Below are 20,553 nucleotides of genomic sequence, written 5' to 3'. Positions count from 1 at the left end.
ATACAACCGCTTAGGTTTGCATAACAATACACAGTGTTCAAAAATAAACAAAAGTCCATTATGAAATTACTTATCTTTTTTCTTTTAATATCATCAACAACAGTTTTTGGGCAACATCCCCAAGGAACTCTTAACATCAACACCACTGGATACAACAATAGCAATGGTAAGGCGATTATTATGCTGTTTGAAAAGGGCAATGAAATTCCAAAATCTCCTTTCAAGACTTTGTTTTCACCAATAAAAGACGGAAAAGCCCAGTTTCAATTTTCAGATTTAGCATATGGGCAATATGCTGCCTTGCTCCTGCATGATGAAAATAACAATGGAAAAATAGATCACTTTTTAGGTCTTCCATCAGAACAACTCGGTTATAGCAATAATTGGCAACTCGGTTTTTTTACAGGTATGCCTTCATTTAAAAAACTAGCATTTACCTATTCAGCTTCATCACAAGTTCAACAAATTAATATTACTTATAAAAAGAATAAAAATTAAAAATGAAAAAGATAATTACTTACGCTCTATATCCATTTTTACTTTTTGCTGTATTGGCAATTGCATTTTTAGCGATTAATTTCAATTCCGATTACAAAATGGTTTACGGCATAACCACAATATTTCTTGTCTTTACCTTGATAACGGCTGAGCGTATCTATCCACTGAAAAAAGAATGGCAGATGACCCGCAAAAGTTTTTGGAGGGATTTAAAATTTATTATGGTCGACGCCCCAATAATTGCACTTACCAAGGCTGGTTTCGGTATTTTGGCCATTTATTATAGTGAAACACACGTTGGCTATTTCACCAAATTACCAATATGGTTAAGTGTTATTTTATTTTTATTGGTGTTTGAATTCTTTCAATATTGGTATCATCGATTAAGCCATACAGGAAAGGGACGTATTGGCATTTTTTTATGGAAAGTACACGTTGCGCACCACTTGCCAGATAAAGTATATGTAGTTATGCATGCTGTATTCAATCCAATAAATGCTTTCTTAACTACATCTATAATCCAGCTTCCATTAATACTGATGGGCATTCCACCAGAAGCCGCATTGATCGCAACTTTACTTATCGATTTGCAGAGTTTGATATCACATTTTAACGTGAACATAAAGGCCGGTTTTTTAAATTATATTTTTATTGGCACGGAAACACATCGTTTTCATCACAGTGCCAATATTAATGAAGCCAAAAATTTTGGGAATACATTAGCCATCTGGGATATTGTTTTTAATACCTTTTACTACAAACCAAATATAGTTCCTGAAAAATTAGGGGTAGTTAATGAAGGGGAATATCCAAACTCAGAAAAATTATTCGATGTAATAACCTTACCTTTTAGGAAGTAGAATAATTCAAGTGAAAACCATATCTTAAAATTGTATTAAGATTACTATAAATAAAAAAACCTTCAAATTTTAAAATTTGAAGGTTTTTTCATAAGCAAGTTTAATATAAAGAAGAAATTATGCTTATAGTTCAATTAAGAAACAGCTTTAACTTTTATCCGTTTTGTCGTACATTTTTTCATAATATTCCTTAGCCATTCTTGTAGATTCGAATTCGGGAATTACATCTTCAATACCTTTCTGAATCATGTGATACCATTTTGATGGGTTGCTATAATAAGTAGGCAAAACCTTTTGCTCCAAAACATCCATTAAATGGGCATTTTCTTTAGCATCGCGATCAGTTTCTGAAAGATCATCCGATGCGGGTTCAATTATGAAACAGTTTTCGCCATCCGTAGCAAATTCAGGAATCCAGCCATCTGGTATAGAAAGATTGATGGCGCCATTCATCACAGCTGTCATCCCACTGGTTCCCGAAGCCTCTCGATACATTTTAGGATTGTTTAGCCAAACATCCGAACCTTTTTTCAACAATTCAGATAAGCCTAATTCGTAGCCTATTAAAACTGCACAGTTTTTAAAGGTTTTTGTTTTATTGATAATTTCATTGAAAATTCTATTTGCGCCAGTATCTTCAGGATAAGGTTTTCCAGCCCAGATAATTTGAACAGGATACTTTGTTTGTTCAAGTAAATCAAGAAAGCGGTTCCAATTGTGCATTAAAAGATCTGCCCTTTTATATGCTGCAAAGCGTCTTGCCCAAACTAGGGTTAAAACATTTTCATCAAACAACTTTCCGGTTTGGTTGGCAACTTCTTTGAACAGCAAGGATTTCATTTCCTTCTTGCGCTTTCCCGCTCCTTGCTGATCGTTTTCGCCCATTTTTTTTGCGAAGCTTTCATCCTGCCAATACTGCTTATTTTGGGCATTGGTAATGGATGTAATTTCACAAATGCCATCATAACCGCCCCACATTTCTCTTGCAACTTCGCCATGAAGTTTAGACACACCGTTGGCTTTGCCAGAAAACTTAAGCGCAGCCAATGTATAATTAAATTTATCGCCTTCTAGGCCAAGTATATATTTCACTTCATGATCCTGCAGATGGTAGAAAAAAGACATCTCTTTTAAAAGGGCAAAATCATGTTCCTCATTTCCAGCAACTTCAGGCGTATGTGTGGTAAATACCATCCTTTTCTTAATTTCATCGAGGTTTTTAAACTTCGAATACAGATAAAAATTAAGCGGAACAGCATGTCCCTCGTTCATATGATAAATATCTGGGGTAATGTTTAATTGCTCCAGAAGTAAACCACCACCAATTCCTAAAATAATAGATTGTGCAATTCTTGTCGCTTCATTCGGATCGTATAAACGATGTGTAATACTTTTGCTTACCTCATCATTTTCAGGCAAATCGGTACTCAACAAAAATAATGGTGCAGAACCAAAGGTTTCTGGCCTTAACAAATAGGCCTTAACTTTAACCGTGGTGCTGTGTACGGGAACCGAAAAAACAATTCCGGTATCTTCCAGAAAAGAATAATCCTTTTCAATAAAATCTGCAACCATATTATTGTCGCGGTCTCGGACTTGGTCATAATAACCATATTTCCAAAGCATTCCAATACCAATAAGGTTTTGTTTTAATTCGTAAGCACTGCGTAAATGCGAGCCGGAAAGGAAGCCTAAACCACCACTGTAAATTTTTAGTGATTGATCGATAGCAAACTCCATTGAAAAATAAGCAACTGATGTATTATATTTTGAATCAGGCGTGTACCCAAGAATATCGGTAACTGTCATAAAGGCGATAATAAAGATTTAAGGATTTGTACAAATATGTAACAGCTGAAGGTACACAATGTTTGCCACCGAATAATTCTATTATTACCTATAATATGCCACCTTTATAAAAAATCTACTTGCATTCTATTGTATGGCCATAAGTGTTTGTTTTTATGGGTGATAAAAAAGGAATGCCTAAATCAGCAGATCTCAATATGAATAACAAACCCATAAAAAATATAAACCATGGAATGAGTTTATTAGTATTGAAGTGGATGTACTTTTTAAGGAAAATTCCGCCAAGTGAAATCATCATCATCAATGGCGAAGTTCCTAAGCCAAATAAAAACATAAATGTTGCACCATATTTTATATTACTTATATTCATTGCAGTTGCAAGCGCCAAGTAAACCATTCCACAAGGTATTATGCCATTTAGCATGCCTACAAATAAACCCCACAAGGGCAAATTGAAGGCCTTATTCATGAGCTGGCTAATTGGGTTTAAAAGGTTAAGCTGAATTTTAAGAAATTGATTCTTGTGGTGTTTATTAAATTGCAACAGGGTAAATAATACCAACAAAACGCCGATAACAATACTCAGGGTTTTCTGATTACTGAATATTTTAATGCTGTGACCTAATGCGCCTACCATTATGCCTAAAATTGTGTAGACCAAAATCCTTCCGAATTGATAAAGCAAAAGCTGAAGACCTGTTTGAAATAGGGTTCTTTTTTTAAAGGGCATCCCAAGCATAATGGGTCCGCACATAACGGCGCAATGCAGGCTTCCAAATAACCCCATTAAAAATGCCAGAGGTAAATATTCCATTACAGGGTGATGTTATTTTTATAGAGATAATCCTTACCTCTAGAATGCCATTGCAGGTTTAGGAACCACATTCCCTTGGCCATTTTTGTTTTATCGACCAGAATAAGATTTGTGCTACCTGAGGTACTTCCCTTCAATTTTAAATCATCCATACTGTTGGATGGACGCATTAAAACCAGATTGTACTTTGCACTTGCCTTAGTTTGAATAATAATCTGACTTTGGGTTATGGTAATTTGGGGCTTGGCATCATCAATTAAAACATTCTGTTTGGCATCGTATTCTGCGTTGTAATTGATTCCTTTTTCATAATAGTTTTCTTCTACCAAGGCATCCCTGCCGTGTAGGTGGAACATGTAAACCACCATACCAACTATAAATAGCATAAATGCAAGCATCCCCAGCACTATTTTTGTTCCCCAGTTCATATTTATAAATTTTGATTATGTCAGTTCTTTTATTCTGCTGCTGGCTGAGCAAAAAAACTTGTTGTTGCCGTACTTAAAACTTCTCCATTTACAACAATTTCGAAAACGGCATTGGTTTTATATTTCTTTAAGGAACTGTTTTTTCTTACGAGAAAGAAAGTTAAATGTGTCGAGCCTTCCTTTGGTAAGATATCTGTTCTTTGAATAAAATCAATTTCATCATCCGTGTCTTTCGATCTGAAGTAAAACTTCAGATTTTTATTGGTTTTATTAATCAGTTCAGCATTATATAGGTTGCTTGTTTTATTATTTCCCCTACTTTGATATAATGTTCCACTGGCTCTCAGTACGGTTGTCTGAATATCTTCTCGTTTATAAATAAGCGATGAAAAAACAATCAAGACAGCAAACAGAACGGCAGCATAGCCGTAAGATTTCAATCCAACTTTATAAGGCTTTCTTTCTTTAATAAAATCTTGATTGAAGAAACCGATTAGATTTTTAGGTTTATCGATTTTGAGCATGACCTCATTACAAGAATCTATGCAGGCGGTGCAGTTCACACATTCAAGCTGTGTTCCTTGCCTGATATCGATACCCGTTGGGCAAACCTGCACGCAAAGATTACAATCTACGCAGTCTCCATTTTTTGTTTCTGTTTCATTTTTCTGCAACTGACCCCTCGGTTCTCCTCTGGTGTAATCGTAAGCCACGACCAGACTCTGATTATCAAGCAAAACACCTTGTAGACGTCCATACGGACAAATTACTGTACAAACCACTTCGCGTACGTAAGCAAAAACGCCGTAAAAAATTAAGGTAAACAACCAGATGGCAATAAATCCAGAAACATGGCCTGTAATGGGTTCGGTAATAATTTTAATTAATACATTGGAACCAATCATGTAAGCCAGAAATATATTGGCTATGGCAAAAGAGATAATCAGAAAAATTAGATGTTTAATTCCTTTTTTAAAAATTTTCTCTGCATTCCATTCGCTAGCATCCAGTTTACGCTGTTTATTGGCATCACCTTCAATCCAGTATTCTATTCTACGGAAAACCATCTCCATAAAAATGGTTTGTGGACAAGCCCAGCCACACCATAATCTGCCCAGAACAACGGTAAAGCATACAATGAACATGATGAAAATGAGCATGGCGAGTGCAAAGAGATAAAAATCCTGAGGTGTAAAAATGAGTCCGAAAAAGACAAACTTCCGTTCGATAAAATTAAGGAGAACCAATTGTTCTCCATTGAGTCTTAAGAATGGACAGGAAAACAAGAACAAAAACAATATGTGGCTTATCCATTTCCGATAGGCATACAATTTACCCGATGGTTTTTTAGGATAGAGAAAATTCCTGCCTTTGTTCTTATTTTCGATCTTATTTTTTTTTAACATCTTCTTTCCCTACGGTATCTTTAGCAGTTTTCATTTCGTTATCCTTCGGTTTTTTTTCTTCATATTTTTCTCCCTGGGGCGCCTTTGCTCCTGCCGGATTGGTTCCTTTTAACGAAATAATGAAATTGGCAACAGCACTGATCTGTTTTGGGTTTAAGTTTTTCTCCCAGCTAATCATTCCCTTTTCTGGAACGCCATATTTTATGGTTTTGAAAACGTTATTGATTCCGCCACCATGCAACCAATAATCATCGGTTAAGTTGGGGCCAATAACTCCCTGAGCTTTATCGCCGTGGCAAACCACACAGTTTGAAGTAAAAATGCCTTTGCCCTCTTGCAAAACGGTTGGCGAATTATCAAACTTAACTGAGTTCTCATCAATTGTATTGGCCGATTTTTCCAAATAAGCTGCTTTCTCAGTTTGTGCTTTTACCATTTCGTGCTCATATTCCTGATCCTGCAAATCGCCATAGCCACCTATATGATAATAAAACAAGTAAGCCACGGCGAAAATCATGGTTCCAAAAAAGAGTACGTTAAACCATGTTGGCACAGGATTGTTAAGTTCTTTAATGCCATCATAAGCGTGATCTATAACTAAATCTCCTTCTTCTTCAATTGGCTTTAAACTTAAAAGCTTCGTCCAGATTGAGGGTTTCTTTGGCTGAAGATTTAACCAATCATCATAATCCAAAACAGGCTCTTTAAAGGGCTCTAAAAATGGTGTTGGGTTTAACTGTTCCTTATACATTACTTTAAACGCATTAAGCAGTGTAATGGAAACGAAAAGCAACACTAATACAAAGAGCAATAATATTGCTATAAGCATTTCCGAACTGGTTAAACCTAAGCTTGGCTCGGCTGCAGGCATAGCAACAGCTACTTTTTCATCGGCTGCAAATACCGTAATGGATAAAAGCAGAAACAAAAATGAGAGTTTAATCTTCTTCATATGCTTTGGTTTGGTTTTCTTGAATGGGTAATGCGCTCATGGTTTCGATGTGCCTTTTGCTTAACTTAAATAGGTAAATGCCTACGATTACAAAAAACACCATGAACATGAGCAGTGAAGTGATCAGGTAAATTTCACCTCCAGCTAAGTCTTTAATCTGATTAAACATAAATTATTGATTTGAAGGAATAGTTTCTTTATTGGCTTTGATATCGGTACCCAAACGTTGCAGATAGGCAATAATGGCTACGATTTCTCTGTCACTTTTAACTTTGATGTTATTCTGCTTTAAGTCTAAGGCAATTTTTTCAGCCTGAATTTTCAGGTCATCATTTGCCTGTTTATCATAACCTTCTGCATACGGAACACCCAAGGTTTGCATTGCCCTAATTTTACGAGCTGTAGTTGTTGTATCTAATTTTTGTTCTACCAACCAAGGGTAAGGAGGCATAATGCTTCCAGGCGACATAGATGTAGGGTCCATTAAATGGTTATAGTGCCAGGCATCAGAATATTTTCCGCCAACACGATGCAGATCGGGCCCGGTACGCTTACTTCCCCATAAAAATGGATGATCGTAGACAAACTCACCTGCTTTACTGTACTCGCCATAACGCTCTGTTTCTGAACGAAATGGACGCACTGTTTGAGAGTGACAGTTTACACAACCTTCTCTAATGTATAAATCTCTTCCTTGAAGCTCTAATGCCGAATATGGTTTTACGCTTGCTATGGTTGGAATGTTAGATTGAATGGTAAAGGTTGGCATCATTTCTACCATCCCGCCGATTAAAATGATGATCAGGGAAAAAACCATAAACTTCATTGGCTTACGTTCTAAAACTCTATGCCAAGCTTTATCTGTAGGAGAACTATCTACAATTATTTTGGCTAATGGCATGGCTTCAGCAGGTTCATTGGCTACTAGTTTAGCACTTAACATGGTTTTAGCTAAATTGTAAGTCATTACAATTACTCCAGTTAAATAAAGCGCCCCACCAATAGAACGTAGAACATGCATCGGGATAATCTGTAAGGTGGTTGAAAGGAAATTTGGATATTTTAACAAACCTTCTGGCGTAAATTCTTTCCACATTAAGCCCTGTGTAAAACCAGCCCAGTACATAGGTACTGCATAGAACAAAATACCTAATGTGCCAATCCAAAAATGGAAACCTGCCAGTTTTTTAGAGTAAAGTTCTGTTTTATAAATTCTTGGAATTAACCAATATAACACACCGAACGTTAAGAAACCATTCCAGCCCAATGCGCCAACATGTACGTGTGCTACTATCCAATCGGTAAAGTGTGCAACTCCGTTAATTTGTTTAAGAGATAGCAATGGCCCTTCGAAAGTGGCCATTCCGTAAGCTGTAAGTGCAACCACCATAAATTTAAGCGTAACATCTTCTCTAACTTTATCCCATGCGCCACGCAAGGTTAGCAAACCGTTAATCATCCCGCCCCAGCTTGGTGCGATAAGCATAATCGAAAATGCAACACCTAAAGATTGAGCCCAGCCAGGTAAGGATGTATATAACAGATGGTGAGGGCCTGCCCAGATGTAAATAAAAATAAGCGACCAAAAATGAAGAATACTCAATTTGTACGAATACACTGGTCTGCCAGCCATTTTTGGCAAGAAATAATACATCATTCCCAAATAAGGAGTAGTTAAGAAAAAGGCTACTGCATTGTGTCCATACCACCATTGAACCAGTGCATCCTGAACACCAGCATACACATAGTAACTTTTCATAAAAGAAATTGGAAGCTCAAAAGAGTTTACAATGTGTAAAACAGCAATGGTAACGAAAGTGGCGATGTAAAACCAAATGGCCACATAAAGGTGCCTCTCCCTTCTTTTTATAATTGTACCGAACATGTTTACACCAAATACGACCCAAATTAGCGTAATGGCAATATCAATTGGCCATTCAAGTTCGGCATACTCATGCGATGTGGTAAAGCCTAATGGAAGAGTAATTACCGCCGAAACTATGATGAGTTGCCATCCCCAAAAATGAATTTTGCTTAATACATCGCTAAACATTCTGGCTTTTAACAGGCGTTGGAGCGAATAATATACGCCCATAAAAATCGCGTTGCCAACAAAGGCAAAAATTACCGCATTGGTGTGCAATGGTCTAATCCGCCCGAAGGTGGTATATTGGTTGCCTAAATTCATGGCTGGCTTAAACAGTTGCATGGCTATAAGCAAGCCAACCGTCATGCCGATAATGCCCCAAACCAGGGTTGCAATACCAAAGTTTCGAACAATCCTGTTATCGTAAGTAAATTTTTCTAACTGCATAATAGAAAAGAAGTTTTGTTTGTTTTATGTATCAAAGGTATCCTGAACAGTCTGCTCAAACGGTGATGGTGCTTAGCTGGAAAAGTGATCTTCTTCACTTTTTTCATCGGCAATCTCATCATCAAAAAGCATTCGGATTCCGGGCGTATGGGTATCGTCGTTCTGTCCGGTTTTATATGCCCACACAAACGCTCCTAAAAAAACAAGTGCCATTAAAACACTGCAGCCAACCAGAAAGTAAAGTATGTTCATATCAGTTTATTTTTGCGGGCAAACCATCTTGTAGCCAGTGTTGTAAAAGAAATGATGGTAATTGTGCTAATTGGCATTAACACAGCTGCCACTAATGGATATAATGTACCCTGAACGGCATAATAAATTCCGATACAGTTATAAGCGATTGCTATAGCAAAGCTGATTTTGATAATTTTCAACCCATCCTTACTGAGCTGGATAAAGTTTGGCAGATAATTAAGCGAATTGCCTTTAAGAATGGCATCGCAACCGGGTGTAAAGTTGTTTATGTTATCGGTTATTGCGATTCCAAAATCGCTTTGTTTTAATGCCCCGGCATCATTTAAACCATCTCCAAGCATCATTACTCTATTCCCCGCATGCTGAAGTTCGATCACGCTGCTTAATTTTTGGTGTGGACTTTGCCTAAATCTGATTTTGGTTGAGTTTGAGAAGATGCTTTTAAGTATCCAAAAATCTTTATCCGTATCTCCGGACAGTACTTGTAAGCTAAATTTTTGAAGTTTTAAAACCAGTTGTGTTAAACCCAAGCGCCATTGCTGTTTAATTTCAAAATAGCCTTTATAAGATCGATCAATTACAATATGAACCCCTGTTTCGCTATCGGTTTGTATGCCAATTGGAAGCATAGATAAATGCCCTGCATAAATATGGTGATTATCAATTTTGGCGGTCAAACCTTTCCCTACAACTTCTTTGTAATCAGTTAGGGAATAAAATTGATCAACATTTAGGGCCTTTAAAATGTGCCTGCTTAAAGGATGTACTGAGTTTCGCATTAAGGATGCCACAATGATGCTTTCCTCCTTATTTAGTACCCCACTGAATCTAATCTCGGCATTTTCACTACTGGTTAAAGTTCCTGTTTTATCGAAAATAATGGTGTTGCACTTTGCCAATTCCTCAACGGCATCGGTATTTTTAACATAAAAGCCTTTTTTATCAAATACAGATAAAATTGCCGATAAAGTAAATGGTGTACTTAAGGCCAACACGCAAGGACAAGCCACAATAATTACTGCCGTAAATGAAGACCAAGCTCTATGACTATCGTGTTGGAACAACCAATAAGCCGTTGCCGAAAAAGCGATTAGAAAAACACTGAGGCTAAAATATTTGGCTACACTATCGTTAAAGTTCTGCTTTTCGCTGTTGTTTTTATAATGCTCGTTGTTCCATAACCCAGTTAAATAGCTTTGAGAAACGGGCTTAATTACCTCAAGTTCTATCGCTTCTCCTGTTTGTCTTCCACCGGCATAAATAATTTCGCCCAAAACTTTGTGCATAGGTTCCGATTCTCCGGTTACGAAACTCATATCCATCCATGCATCGCCTTTCATTAAAATAGAATCTGCCGGAACCAATTCACTATTCCGAATCCATAGGCGATCGCCAACATTAATTTCGTTTATAGAAACGGGCTTTTCCCTGCCATTTTGCAAAGTGGTAACAGCGATTGGAAAATAAGAACGGTAATCACGATCAAACGAAATGTGGTGATACGTACGCTGCTTTAACCATTTCCCCATCAAAAGTAAAAATACCAGACCTGTTAAAGTATCGGCAAAGCCTGGACCAATGCTAAAGACAACTTCAAACACTGTTCTCAAAAAAAGGACAGCAATAATTAGCGCCAATGGCGTATCTAGATTGATGTGCTTATGTTTGATACTCGTTAGTGCCGAAGTAAAATAATCTTTACCACAATAAAATGCTGCCGGAATGCTGAAGGCAAGATTTAACCAGCCAAACATAGACTGAAACTGCTTTTCTAAACCTGAAAGACCAAAATATTCGGGAAAACTAAACAGCATTACATTGCCCATACAGAATCCGGCAACGGCAATTTTCAAAACCAGTGCTTTATCTATTGAGTTACTGTGCTCTTTTACAACATCCTGCAGACTAATTAAAGGTTCGTAGCCAATCTGGTCTAACGTTTCAACCAGTTTTCGAAGTGAGATTTCATCGTGATTGAAACTGATGGTAACCTGTTTTTTAAGAAAATCTATTCTTGAGCTAAATATTGCCGGATTGATTTTATAAAGATGTTCCAATAGCCAAATGCAGGAACTACAATGGATAGCCGGAATGTAAAATGTGATTATACTCGAATTTTCATGTTTATAATCAAGCAGCTGAGCAATTATTTTCGGCTCATCAAGATATTCCAGATGGCTTTCGCCCTTAAGCTGTTGGCCTGGGTTATTGTTGTACGCATAATAATTGCACAAATTATTTTCGGATAAGATTTTGAAAACACCAAGGCAACCTGCACAGCAAAAATCTTTATCCTCTATTTGATATTTCACCTTGGGCAGATCTTCTCCACAGTGATAGCAAATCGCTTTTGTTATGGTTTTATGCTGATCTTCCATTTGTAAATAAGTTAAATTGACGAACTGAAAAGTTGGGTTTTGGGCTGTTTAAGCCATAATTTTTCATCGAAAGCCATGCAGACATTTCTTAGAAAGGATTTTCCTTGTGTAGTAATTTTGATTTCCTTTTCATCAACAGCTATTAATTGATCTGCCAACAAAGGTTCCAATCGAGTCTGTACATGATCTGGGATTCCATTATCATAAATAGTGTGTTCGGCGCACATAATATTCAGAATGTGTTTTCTGATTTCTAAATCTTCTGCACTTAATAAATGTCCTTTTTCAAGAGCAAATATTCCATTTTGGATTTTATCAAGGTAGCTTTCAACCGTTTTTGGATTCTGGGCAAAGGCAGTCCAGCTATCGCTAATGGACGATACCCCCAAACCGATAAGCAAATGGGTATGCTGATTGGTGTAACCCATAAAATTTCGGTGAAGTTTCTTTTCTGCAACCGCATGGAATAACGAATCGCTTTTTAATGCAAAATGATCCATGCCAACATCTTTATAGCCAGCTTCGGTAAGTAAATGCCTGCCCAATTGGTAAAGCGCAAATTTCTCATCGCCTACTGGAATTTCTTTTTCGGTGTAGTGCCTCTGTCCGGGTTTTAACCAGGGTATGTGTGCATAGCTGTAAAAGGCAATACGATCTGGTTTCATTGCAATCGCTTCCTTAATCGTTTCGTTTAAACCAAAAAGTGTCTGACCGGGAAGCCCATAAATCAAGTCGAAATTAATCGATGTATATCCGATTTCCCTGGCTTTGGTAGTTACTTTAGCAACTTGATCAGGTGTTTGAAAACGATTAATAAGAAACTGAACTTTTGGATCAAAATCCTGAATACCAAGGCTCATTCTCTTAAACCCCAAACTATGCAAAACCGCTAAATGTTTGATGGTTGTATTTGCCGGGTGTGCTTCAAAAGATAGTTCTGCATCTTTTGACAGTATCCCTTTTTGGAAAATCGTGCTGATAAGTACCTCAAGATTTTCTGCACTAAAAAAAGTAGGCGTTCCACCACCTAGATGAAGTTCTTTTATATGGGGTTTCTCGCCCAAAACCGAAACATACATTTGCCATTCCTTTAAGACTGCATCGATATAGGGTTGTTCTACTTTATGGTTTTTTGTTATTCGAGTGTTACACCCGCAATACGTACACAGACTTTCGCAAAAAGGAAGATGGATGTATAAGCTTATGCCTTCATCCCTGTGATCTGAATAGGTTTTGGAAACGGTTTTTAACCAATCTTGAGTATTGAAGCTTTCATTATCCCAGTAAGGAACTGTGGGGTAGCTGGTGTATCTTGGCGCTGCAACGCTATATTTTTTAAGCAGTTGGGCAGTTTCCATTACTTTAATGATTTAACTGTGGCGCAGTCGTTTTGGCAACAACATGCCTTACCTACACATTTACCTGCAGCCCATTGATCTAGATTTTTGATCACCTGTTCCATTCGCAATTTTGGATCTGTATTTCCGGTTTCTAATGGAACATTTGCCACTTTGATTCCTGCAAAACCAGCCGCCTTTAAATCAAGATGATCTGTTTCAAAAGAAGAGGTTGCAATGTATTTTATCCCTAACGATTTAAGTCCCTGAATCATAGCTTCGCTGAGATAATCGTTGTTAAAAACCAACAGCGCTTCCTTGCCAACTGCAAATGAAAGTGTATCGGCAGTTAGGCTGTTGGCAATTATGGTAATGTCGTGTTTTTTGTAATTGGCAAGCACCAGCCATTCTTTTTCGTCAGGCTTGATGTTATAAGCTATAGCTTTCATATACAGAGTTTATAGGTACAAAACTATGGCAGTCAACTTGCGCTTAAGATGAGAAATCTTAGAATAAAAAATGATCTGGATTATTTTCTGACATTCAATATCTGCTTATGATTACTCTTGGACAGATTGAAAGCTTTAATGGGGAGCGGTTTCAAAGAAGCATTGCTGCGAAGTTGGAAGAGAATTTATCTGAGATTTCCCGGTCAAAAGAAATCTCAAAATAGCTTTATAACGGCTTTATGAATTGGGCAATTATCTGTCAAATATTTTATGCTTACTGTTTAATATTTTTAAGTCTTTCCAGCGATAGAATGTTTATTGCATTCCCGGTTTTATCAATCAATTTTTCATCTTTAAAATCGGCCAGCATTCTACTTACGGTTTCACTAGCTGTACCGACAAGCGCAGCAAGATCATCTCTTGAAATTCGAATGGTACAGCCATCACTTGTATCATTGCTAAATTTAGTGGCCACCTGCAATAATGCTTCGGCCACACGCTTTCTTACCGATGAATATGCAAGCTGCAGCATCTGTTTACCCTTATCGCGGATGTTTCCCGATAATAAGCCAATAAATGTTTTGGATACTGCCTGATGATTGAGCAGATATTCCATAAAGTCTATTTTTGGAATCTGTATAATCTCAGATTCGATCAATGTTGCTGCATTATCCGAATAAAGTTCGCCGTTGCACAAACTTTCGTAACCAAAGAAATCACCATCGTGGTATAAGTTAGATGATAGTTCCCTTCCATCTTTAAAACGCTTGTATGTTTTTACCTGCCCTTTAATAATAAAGTAGAGATGTGTAGGCTCATCGCCCTCGACATAAATAATCTGTTTATTGCCAATCGGCTTAGATCTGCCTTTTTTACGAAGCTCCTCAAGTACTGCCTCGGTGTTGCCTGCATTCGTACCAAATCCTGACGTTTGCTGTTTTTTTCTGAACCTGCTTTCTATAGCCTTGAACAGCTCAACATCGTCAAACGGTTTTGTCAGGTAATCATCCGCCCCCATTTCCATGCCTTTTCGCATATCGGCACGCTCGCTTTTCGCGGTAATGAAAATAAAAGGGATACTGGCTGTTTTAGGGTTTTTATTCAAGAGATAAAGTACACCATATCCATCCAGCTCGGGCATCATTATGTCGCAAAGAATGATATCTGGTAAATGCTTCAAAGCCAGATCTACACCAACCTTGCCATGTTTGGCCGTAAAAGTTTCATAACCTGCCAGGTCGAGCACTTCTGCCGTACTTTCTCTTATATCATCATTATCTTCAATAATTAAAACCTTTTTATTCATGGGATTTGGATGGATTTATCAACTTATTACTGATCTTAAAAAATAGGGTAAAAACTGTTCCATGGTTCTGTTCACTCTTGCAAGAAACAGTTCCGTTCATTAACCCAACATACCGCTGTACAATATTGAGCCCCAATCCCGTACCCGGAATATCCCCAGTATTGTGCGCCCTAAAGAAAGGTTCAAACAGACTATGCTGATCGGCCTTGGGAATTCCGATTCCGTTGTCTCTTACCTCTAAAGCAAGTTCGTCGCTGTTTAAAATGGTATTAAACTGAATCAGTGTATCTTCTCCAGAATATTTTATGGAGTTGGAAATTAGATTGATGATGCAGTTCTTTAACAGGTTGGCATCCAAAAACACCTCTGCGGTTAAGCCGGTATGTTCGTAAATAATATGCTGGTTCTGTTTGGTCATCATCTGCATTTCTTCCGTTATTTCTTCGGCAAAGCTGATGATGTTGAACGATTGTGCAGAAGCTTCGACCTTACCAGCCTCCAGCTTCTCCAGCGAAAGGAAGTCGTTTAGTATGGTAGTGAGGTTATTGATCGAGTTTTTAATTTTTGAGGTATGTTTTTCTACACTGCTAGCATCCTGTTTGATTGTGTATTTATCGATTAGCGACGCAGATAGCTGGATGGAGCTAAGCGGCGTTCTGAACTCATGCGAGGCCATTGAAACAAACCTTGTTTTTAATTGGTTAAGTTCTTTTTCTTTTTGAAAGAGCACACTCATATTTTCTTTGGCTGTTTCCAGCTCAGAAACAAGTTTTACTAAATCGCGTGTACGCTCCTTAATCTTGACCTCAAGTTTTTCGGTATAGCTTTTGATCTGTTCCTCATTTGCTTTTTCCTTACTTAAATCATGAATAAAACCGGTGTAGATTTTACGGTCGGTAAATTTAATTTCGCTAACACCGAGTCTAAATGGGAAAATAGAACTGTCCTTTCGCTTGCCCAGAACCTCACGACCGATTCCGATTATATTTTTTTTGCCTGTATGTTCATATCTGGAAAGATATCCGTCATGGCGGGAATGATCCGGCTCGGGCATCAAAACAGCAATATTCTGCCCGACCAGTTCTTCTTTAGTGTAGCCAAAAAGCTCGAGCGCAGCCGGATTTAAATGTTCTATAATTCCTTTATCATCAATAGTAATAATTCCATCAATGGCATTCTCAATAATTGCATCTAGAAATTTCGACCTATCCATTTAATATATTTCTGTAGTTTGGTAAATATAGAAATTTATCATAATGTGCTCTCTCTATTCAATAATGATATTATCCAGTATGTGCTCACAAATAGCCAGCTCTTTTAATTGAGATGAAGCTTGATCGGTGATCTCGCTGAATAAACTTTTATAATAATCAATTCCTTCTGATAACTGGAGTTTAAATCCGTTTAACTGTTTCCGTTTTTTATCACTGAAATTCTGGAATTGCTTTTTTATATCTTTCTGAAGATAATCGATGTACAGGTTAAGTTCTTTTATAAAAAAATGTGGCCGTTCTACCTGTTCTAAAAGATCAATCTTTCCATAAATATGCCCTACCATTTCGTCAAAAGAATAGATATCAGAAAAGTAGGCCAGATTTGGCCCCGGGCAAATGGCTACCGCCTTATTTTCTTTGGGTTTATTGATGTTGTATTTTAAGTATGCAGACGAACATAAACCCTCGCAAAGGCAGACTTTTTCGGTAACCAGATTATATTGCCTTTGAAATTCCTCTTCGGTAAGCTGAGTCTCTTTTAAGCTTTTAATTTTTAGATGCTGGTATTCTCTTGATGCCGTACAGATGGCCTGTTCTGTAAATTCGGTATTATTGCATAGGTATTTTTTAGTGCAAGGACTTCCGGGTCTTCCCTTCGCTATGCGCTCGATGCGTTGAAAATCTATCGAACTATTTCTGAAATTATTAAATTGAATGCCCAAAGGTGATGCACCACTCAAATAAAAATCGTTTTCCGTTGCATTAGATAATAGATTTAGTGTTTCAGCATCCACATTGGTCACTTCTGGTACCAACAAAAAAGGACTTCCCCAACCGGTTGCGTCGAGGTTATAGTATTTAAGCAAAAAATCATGTTCTGCTGCTGTGCCAATTCCCCCCTGAACACTGATGCGCTGTTTAGGCCTATTTTCTATTTTGAATCCTTTTTGATTTAACGATGCACTGTACATTTCAAAAAGCTCTAAAAGCATTTCATTTTTTTTAGCTTTAAATTCCTGTAAAATCGGGCCCAATAAAGACCCCTCTGTTGCAAATGCATGCCCACCACAATTTAAACCAGATTCTATTCTAAATTCGGATATCCATAAACCCTTTTTTGCCAAAAATTTTGCCTGAATCAATGCCGATCTAAAATCGCTAACCTTTAGTATAATTTTCTTTTTCAGCTTGCCCGTTTTATCGGGAAAGAAATCTCTAAAATTTTCCATATAGCTATAGAGCTTTGGATTCATACCTGCCGACAATATGACCGAGGCATTCAAATTACTTTCTGCAAAACCCCGTAAAGCTGCCAAGGCATCTGTATTTAGATCACCAGTGTATTCTTCGTTCTGGTAATTCATTTTATCTACTTTGGCCATTATATTTACATCAATGGAACCCAGTTTCATGGCATTGCGCAAGAGATTTTGAAATGTTTTTTTGCTTGGCCCATCGGGATAATCTATCATTAAATCGTAACCTTGCTTTAGTTTAGAGGTTTCTGGCAATAATTCGAAATATCTAGAGAGATCGTTTCCCTCAACAAAGTCCTGATTTTTTAAAATTTTAAACTGCTCGCCAATTACCGTATTTAAAAAATTTAAGTAGGTTGTAATTCTCCTTGAGCGATAATCAGGCTCTGACTTTGTAATTGGAATAAATTGAAAAAAATTCTTTTTTGAATGATATTCACGCATCCGTTCAATCAATTCATCATCTACAATAGATAAAACAGAAGAGATTCCGTAACGGGAAACTTTTAGTGGCGTATCAATAGAATAGCCCAGGCCTAATACTGGGATATGAAAGGTGTGTGACATAAGAATTATTGTTTTCTATTGGCAAACCTATTAAAACCACTTATTTACATAAGGGATTAGGGTTATATAAAAAAGTGATTGAAGTCATTTTTACAAATGTTGATTACAAATAAACTCCCTGATAGAAAGATGTTTTTATCTTTGACACATGAACAAGCTTTACCTTTCAGAAATCAATATTTATCCTATAAAATCTCTTGGAGGCATGAGTTTACAAAGTGCCCAAATGGAAGACAGAGGCCTGCACTATGACAGAAGATGGATGTTAATTGATGATGAGGGCACATTTATTACCCAACGTAAACATTTTGAACTTTCCCAGTTACAGGTAAATATTGCTGAAGGTAGATTAACCATTAATCATAAAACCCGTTTTAATCAAAACATTTCCTTTGATCTGGAGGAACAAACAGGAGCAAATATTACGGTTAAAATTTGGGACGATATTTCTAAGGGTGTTGAAGTAAGCCGCGAGGTAAGTGATTGGTTTTCTAATTTTATGAAGATTAAAGTAAGGTTGGTTAAAATGGCTCCTACGGAAAATAGATTTGTTGATCCAAGATATGCAACAGATCATGAAGTGGTTAGCTTTGCTGATGGTTACCCCTGTTTAATCATTGGACAATCATCTTTGAATGCATTGAACGAAAAACTTGCCGAGCCAATTTTGATGGATCGTTTTCGCCCTAATTTTGTTTTTACCGGTGGTGAACCTCACCTTGAAGATCAATTTAATTCATTTAGTTTAGGAGAAATTGCCTTCACAGCTGTAAAACCATGTGCAAGATGTGTCTTGATTACCATTGATCAACAAACTGGAATTAAGGGTCAGGAACCCTTAAGAACATTGGCCAAATACCGTACTTTTAATAAGAAGATTTTATTTGGTCAAAACTTAATTCATAGCGGTTCGGGTATAATTTCTGTAGGTGATGAACTAAAAGTTCAGACCTGGAAAGAGGGTCACTAATACTTGATGATTTAACATTTTACAAATAACATCCCAAATTTTTTCAAGTCGTAGCATAACACTATTACTTGAAAAACACAACTATTTAATTCATAACCACCTCATCAAAGCAGTTTAAATCGGAAACAAACTTGAAGAGTTTTTTTAAGAATGCAATCCCATTATCTCCAATTTTTAGGCTGTAATCTATAAACCCATCCTCAATCTTGCTTTCCCAGCCATGTATAACCGCATACTTTGGATCTTTTTTTTCAGTTTTCTCGTTAATCTCTTGAATAAAATTATCAATTTCAATAATGTAATTTTCAGCATCAGCTAAGCAATCGGTTTTTAAATGCATGTGAATGATAGCATCTAAGCTCATCTGATAAACTTTTAATTCGTAACTAAGATTTTTAAGTTTAAAAGGAGTATCTATTTTAGGATAAAGTGCTTGATAAACCTTTTCTACATCAAGATTATCAAACCAAAATTCAATATCGTTATAATCTATATCCTCATCTGCAATATCATAAATCCTACCCGATTTTGATTGCCACTTAATATCCTGATGGTAAGCAAATATATTTTGAGCAATCCAAAAGTATAAAGAAATAGTTGATACTGTACCTTTTTGATATTGAAATTTAGGGTAATCGTTAGTGGGCTTGGTTTTTTCAATAAAATCTTCAAATGCCTCGTCATCCAATTGTGGAAATAATCCTATACTTCGCTGTAATCTGACAATTTTATCCGATTCGGCTATCATTTCTGGAGTGATCGGATCAATTTTAGGCATGCTACCTAAAACTACTCTATTGCTTTTATTGATGGTAATACCAGTTCTTTCTTCAAAAATGGGCAGTAGCTGACTATTCATGCATTCTACAAAAGGCACGGAAAAATCTACCGCCCAAACTTTTTTGTGCACATCTATAAAACCTGATGTATAAACCAAACGGTGCCAATCTATTATAGGATTTATCATTCTTAAACATTCTTCCTTCTCCAAATTTTCAAACCAAAAGATTAAATCATCGCAGTCTATATCCTCATCGGCCATGTCGTAAATTCTGCCCGATTTTGATTGCCAGGTTATGCTAACATTCATGCGTCCATATAGCAAAGAAAGGACTGCATCTAGTTTTGATATTTTACCTTTTTCATAATTAAATACACAACCATCAAGTGGGCCATACCAGTGCAAACGAATTGGGTAATTTGGGGTAACACCAACAGTTTCTTCAAAAAAATGCACCAATTGTTGGTTACCACAGTTCAAAAAATTTAAGCTTGCTTTAATGTCAAAATATAGTTTAAATAAATTGGACCAAGTAGCACCATCCCAAAAAAACTCTGTGTTAATTTTATTCGCTTTTTTCATCATTACATATTTGCTATGGCACCAACCGTAGTTGCATTAGAAAGGATCCACATATTTCGGGCAATAACATAACAAGCCCAATCATCAGCTATACCTGCACCACTTGTTGCAAAATCTTCGGCAATGGTTGCAATTATAAGTGCTATACCAGCCGCCTTCAAGTAGTCTTTCACTCTAGGGTTATCTATTATGAACTGCTTTATTTGTATATCCATTGCAATTGCACCTTCATAAGTAGAAGAAACGCTTCCTGCTAACTGCCGAAAAAAATTGGCAATTTTTCTTGAGAATTCTCTATCCACCACAGGAGCATTTACAGGCGGGGTATATCTACCTGGACCATAAAGTACAATACCTGGCATTTCGCTCATATATGC

At 36.9% G+C, this 20,553-nt stretch carries 19 protein-coding genes; 3 read left to right on the top strand and 16 right to left on the bottom strand.

The genetic code is table 11. The features are described from left to right. Positions 1 to 60 precede the first annotated feature (60 nt). Both DF947_RS00665 and DF947_RS00660 read left to right on the top strand, forming a co-directional pair. Positions 61 to 498 carry a DUF2141 domain-containing protein gene (locus DF947_RS00665; RefSeq protein WP_146202854.1) on the top strand — a complete coding sequence of 146 codons (438 nt, stop codon included), beginning with the start codon at positions 61 to 63 and terminating at the stop codon, positions 496 to 498. 2 nt (positions 499 to 500) lie between these two features. Beyond that, complete coding sequence (locus DF947_RS00660; RefSeq protein WP_109927769.1) at positions 501 to 1,358, top strand: sterol desaturase family protein; 858 nt, start codon at positions 501 to 503, stop codon at positions 1,356 to 1,358. 147 nt (positions 1,359 to 1,505) lie between these two features. On the opposite strand, the gene glgP is transcribed toward DF947_RS00660, so the two are convergent. The 14 genes from glgP to DF947_RS00590 all read right to left on the bottom strand — a co-directional run bounded on the left by glgP (position 1,506) and on the right by DF947_RS00590 (position 17,843). Next, on the bottom strand, positions 1,506 to 3,167 hold the full coding sequence (gene glgP / locus DF947_RS00655; RefSeq protein WP_109927768.1) for an alpha-glucan family phosphorylase: 1,662 nt from the start codon (positions 3,165 to 3,167) through the stop codon (positions 1,506 to 1,508). A 115-nt stretch (positions 3,168 to 3,282) separates the two neighbouring features. Continuing rightward, positions 3,283 to 3,981 carry a sulfite exporter TauE/SafE family protein gene (locus DF947_RS00650; protein WP_109927767.1) on the bottom strand — a complete coding sequence of 233 codons (699 nt, stop codon included), beginning with the start codon at positions 3,979 to 3,981 and terminating at the stop codon, positions 3,283 to 3,285. Then, entirely contained in the window at positions 3,981 to 4,409 is a 429-nt protein-coding gene (locus tag DF947_RS00645; RefSeq protein WP_109927766.1) for a FixH family protein, read from the bottom strand. The genes DF947_RS00650 and DF947_RS00645 overlap by 1 nt, the downstream gene beginning before the upstream one ends. A gap of 29 nt (positions 4,410 to 4,438) precedes the next feature. Further along, positions 4,439 to 5,815, bottom strand: coding sequence for a cytochrome c oxidase accessory protein CcoG (gene ccoG, locus DF947_RS00640; RefSeq protein WP_109927765.1), 1,377 nt, complete (start codon positions 5,813 to 5,815; stop codon positions 4,439 to 4,441). Further along, on the bottom strand, positions 5,799 to 6,767 hold the full coding sequence (locus DF947_RS00635; protein WP_240615287.1) for a cbb3-type cytochrome c oxidase N-terminal domain-containing protein: 969 nt from the start codon (positions 6,765 to 6,767) through the stop codon (positions 5,799 to 5,801). Before DF947_RS00635 ends, ccoG begins: the two co-directional genes overlap by 17 nt. Beyond that, entirely contained in the window at positions 6,754 to 6,936 is a 183-nt protein-coding gene (locus DF947_RS00630; RefSeq protein ID WP_109927764.1) for a hypothetical protein, read from the bottom strand. The genes DF947_RS00635 and DF947_RS00630 overlap by 14 nt, the downstream gene beginning before the upstream one ends. A gap of 3 nt (positions 6,937 to 6,939) precedes the next feature. Then, positions 6,940 to 9,081, bottom strand: coding sequence for a cytochrome-c oxidase, cbb3-type subunit I (ccoN, locus tag DF947_RS00625; protein ID WP_109927763.1), 2,142 nt, complete (start codon positions 9,079 to 9,081; stop codon positions 6,940 to 6,942). A 72-nt stretch (positions 9,082 to 9,153) separates the two neighbouring features. Then, positions 9,154 to 9,333: a cbb3-type cytochrome oxidase assembly protein CcoS gene (gene ccoS / locus DF947_RS00620; protein WP_109927762.1), complete on the bottom strand. Its 180-nt coding sequence runs from the start codon at positions 9,331 to 9,333 to the stop codon at positions 9,154 to 9,156. Further along, the gene (locus DF947_RS00615) at positions 9,330 to 11,714 is read right to left on the bottom strand and encodes a heavy metal translocating P-type ATPase (protein WP_109927761.1); all 2,385 of its coding nucleotides are present in this window, start codon (positions 11,712 to 11,714) and stop codon (positions 9,330 to 9,332) included. The genes ccoS and DF947_RS00615 overlap by 4 nt, the downstream gene beginning before the upstream one ends. A gap of 11 nt (positions 11,715 to 11,725) precedes the next feature. Further along, positions 11,726 to 13,072, bottom strand: coding sequence for an oxygen-independent coproporphyrinogen III oxidase (hemN, locus tag DF947_RS00610; RefSeq protein WP_109927760.1), 1,347 nt, complete (start codon positions 13,070 to 13,072; stop codon positions 11,726 to 11,728). Further along, positions 13,072 to 13,500 (bottom strand): Rossmann-fold NAD(P)-binding domain-containing protein, encoded by a 429-nt coding sequence (locus DF947_RS00605; RefSeq protein ID WP_109927759.1) that lies wholly within the window; start codon positions 13,498 to 13,500, stop codon positions 13,072 to 13,074. The genes hemN and DF947_RS00605 overlap by 1 nt, the downstream gene beginning before the upstream one ends. A gap of 274 nt (positions 13,501 to 13,774) precedes the next feature. After that, positions 13,775 to 14,806 carry a response regulator gene (locus DF947_RS00600; protein ID WP_109927758.1) on the bottom strand — a complete coding sequence of 344 codons (1,032 nt, stop codon included), beginning with the start codon at positions 14,804 to 14,806 and terminating at the stop codon, positions 13,775 to 13,777. Then, positions 14,799 to 16,019 carry a PAS domain-containing sensor histidine kinase gene (locus DF947_RS00595; RefSeq protein WP_109927757.1) on the bottom strand — a complete coding sequence of 407 codons (1,221 nt, stop codon included), beginning with the start codon at positions 16,017 to 16,019 and terminating at the stop codon, positions 14,799 to 14,801. Before DF947_RS00595 ends, DF947_RS00600 begins: the two co-directional genes overlap by 8 nt. A 54-nt stretch (positions 16,020 to 16,073) precedes the next feature. Further along, positions 16,074 to 17,843 carry a hypothetical protein gene (locus DF947_RS00590; protein WP_109927756.1) on the bottom strand — a complete coding sequence of 590 codons (1,770 nt, stop codon included), beginning with the start codon at positions 17,841 to 17,843 and terminating at the stop codon, positions 16,074 to 16,076. A gap of 148 nt (positions 17,844 to 17,991) precedes the next feature. Here DF947_RS00590 and DF947_RS00585 point away from each other — a divergent pair, with 148 nt between their 5' ends. Further along, positions 17,992 to 18,813 (top strand): MOSC domain-containing protein, encoded by an 822-nt coding sequence (locus DF947_RS00585; protein WP_109927755.1) that lies wholly within the window; start codon positions 17,992 to 17,994, stop codon positions 18,811 to 18,813. A gap of 85 nt (positions 18,814 to 18,898) precedes the next feature. Here DF947_RS00585 and DF947_RS00580 read toward each other — a convergent pair whose 3' ends face one another. After that, positions 18,899 to 20,176 carry a hypothetical protein gene (locus tag DF947_RS00580; protein WP_146202853.1) on the bottom strand — a complete coding sequence of 426 codons (1,278 nt, stop codon included), beginning with the start codon at positions 20,174 to 20,176 and terminating at the stop codon, positions 18,899 to 18,901. 2 nt (positions 20,177 to 20,178) lie between these two features. After that, entirely contained in the window at positions 20,179 to 20,547 is a 369-nt protein-coding gene (locus DF947_RS00575) for a hypothetical protein (RefSeq protein WP_109927753.1), read from the bottom strand. Positions 20,548 to 20,553: the final 6 nt, after the last annotated feature.

The organism is Pedobacter paludis, from assembly GCF_003173575.1.
Lineage (GTDB): Bacteria > Bacteroidota > Bacteroidia > Sphingobacteriales > Sphingobacteriaceae > Pedobacter > Pedobacter paludis.
Note: the sequence above shows the minus strand (reverse complement) of the source record. Positions and strands in the feature narration are given on the sequence as shown.

Coding starts and splice junctions, on each gene's coding strand:
- DF947_RS00665 (WP_146202854.1), top strand. CDS start 61: ATGAAATTACTTATCTTTTTTCTTTTAATATCATCAACAACAGTTTTT.
- DF947_RS00660 (WP_109927769.1), top strand. CDS start 501: ATGAAAAAGATAATTACTTACGCTCTATATCCATTTTTACTTTTTGCT.
- glgP (WP_109927768.1), bottom strand. CDS start 3,167: ATGACAGTTACCGATATTCTTGGGTACACGCCTGATTCAAAATATAAT.
- DF947_RS00650 (WP_109927767.1), bottom strand. CDS start 3,981: ATGGAATATTTACCTCTGGCATTTTTAATGGGGTTATTTGGAAGCCTG.
- DF947_RS00645 (WP_109927766.1), bottom strand. CDS start 4,409: ATGAACTGGGGAACAAAAATAGTGCTGGGGATGCTTGCATTTATGCTA.
- ccoG (WP_109927765.1), bottom strand. CDS start 5,815: ATGTTAAAAAAAAATAAGATCGAAAATAAGAACAAAGGCAGGAATTTT.
- DF947_RS00635 (WP_240615287.1), bottom strand. CDS start 6,767: ATGAAGAAGATTAAACTCTCATTTTTGTTTCTGCTTTTATCCATTACG.
- DF947_RS00630 (WP_109927764.1), bottom strand. CDS start 6,936: ATGTTTAATCAGATTAAAGACTTAGCTGGAGGTGAAATTTACCTGATC.
- ccoN (WP_109927763.1), bottom strand. CDS start 9,081: ATGCAGTTAGAAAAATTTACTTACGATAACAGGATTGTTCGAAACTTT.
- ccoS (WP_109927762.1), bottom strand. CDS start 9,333: ATGAACATACTTTACTTTCTGGTTGGCTGCAGTGTTTTAATGGCACTT.
- DF947_RS00615 (WP_109927761.1), bottom strand. CDS start 11,714: ATGGAAGATCAGCATAAAACCATAACAAAAGCGATTTGCTATCACTGT.
- hemN (WP_109927760.1), bottom strand. CDS start 13,072: ATGGAAACTGCCCAACTGCTTAAAAAATATAGCGTTGCAGCGCCAAGA.
- DF947_RS00605 (WP_109927759.1), bottom strand. CDS start 13,500: ATGAAAGCTATAGCTTATAACATCAAGCCTGACGAAAAAGAATGGCTG.
- DF947_RS00600 (WP_109927758.1), bottom strand. CDS start 14,806: ATGAATAAAAAGGTTTTAATTATTGAAGATAATGATGATATAAGAGAA.
- DF947_RS00595 (WP_109927757.1), bottom strand. CDS start 16,019: ATGGATAGGTCGAAATTTCTAGATGCAATTATTGAGAATGCCATTGAT.
- DF947_RS00590 (WP_109927756.1), bottom strand. CDS start 17,843: ATGTCACACACCTTTCATATCCCAGTATTAGGCCTGGGCTATTCTATT.
- DF947_RS00585 (WP_109927755.1), top strand. CDS start 17,992: ATGAACAAGCTTTACCTTTCAGAAATCAATATTTATCCTATAAAATCT.
- DF947_RS00580 (WP_146202853.1), bottom strand. CDS start 20,176: ATGAAAAAAGCGAATAAAATTAACACAGAGTTTTTTTGGGATGGTGCT.
- DF947_RS00575 (WP_109927753.1), bottom strand. CDS start 20,547: ATGAGCGAAATGCCAGGTATTGTACTTTATGGTCCAGGTAGATATACC.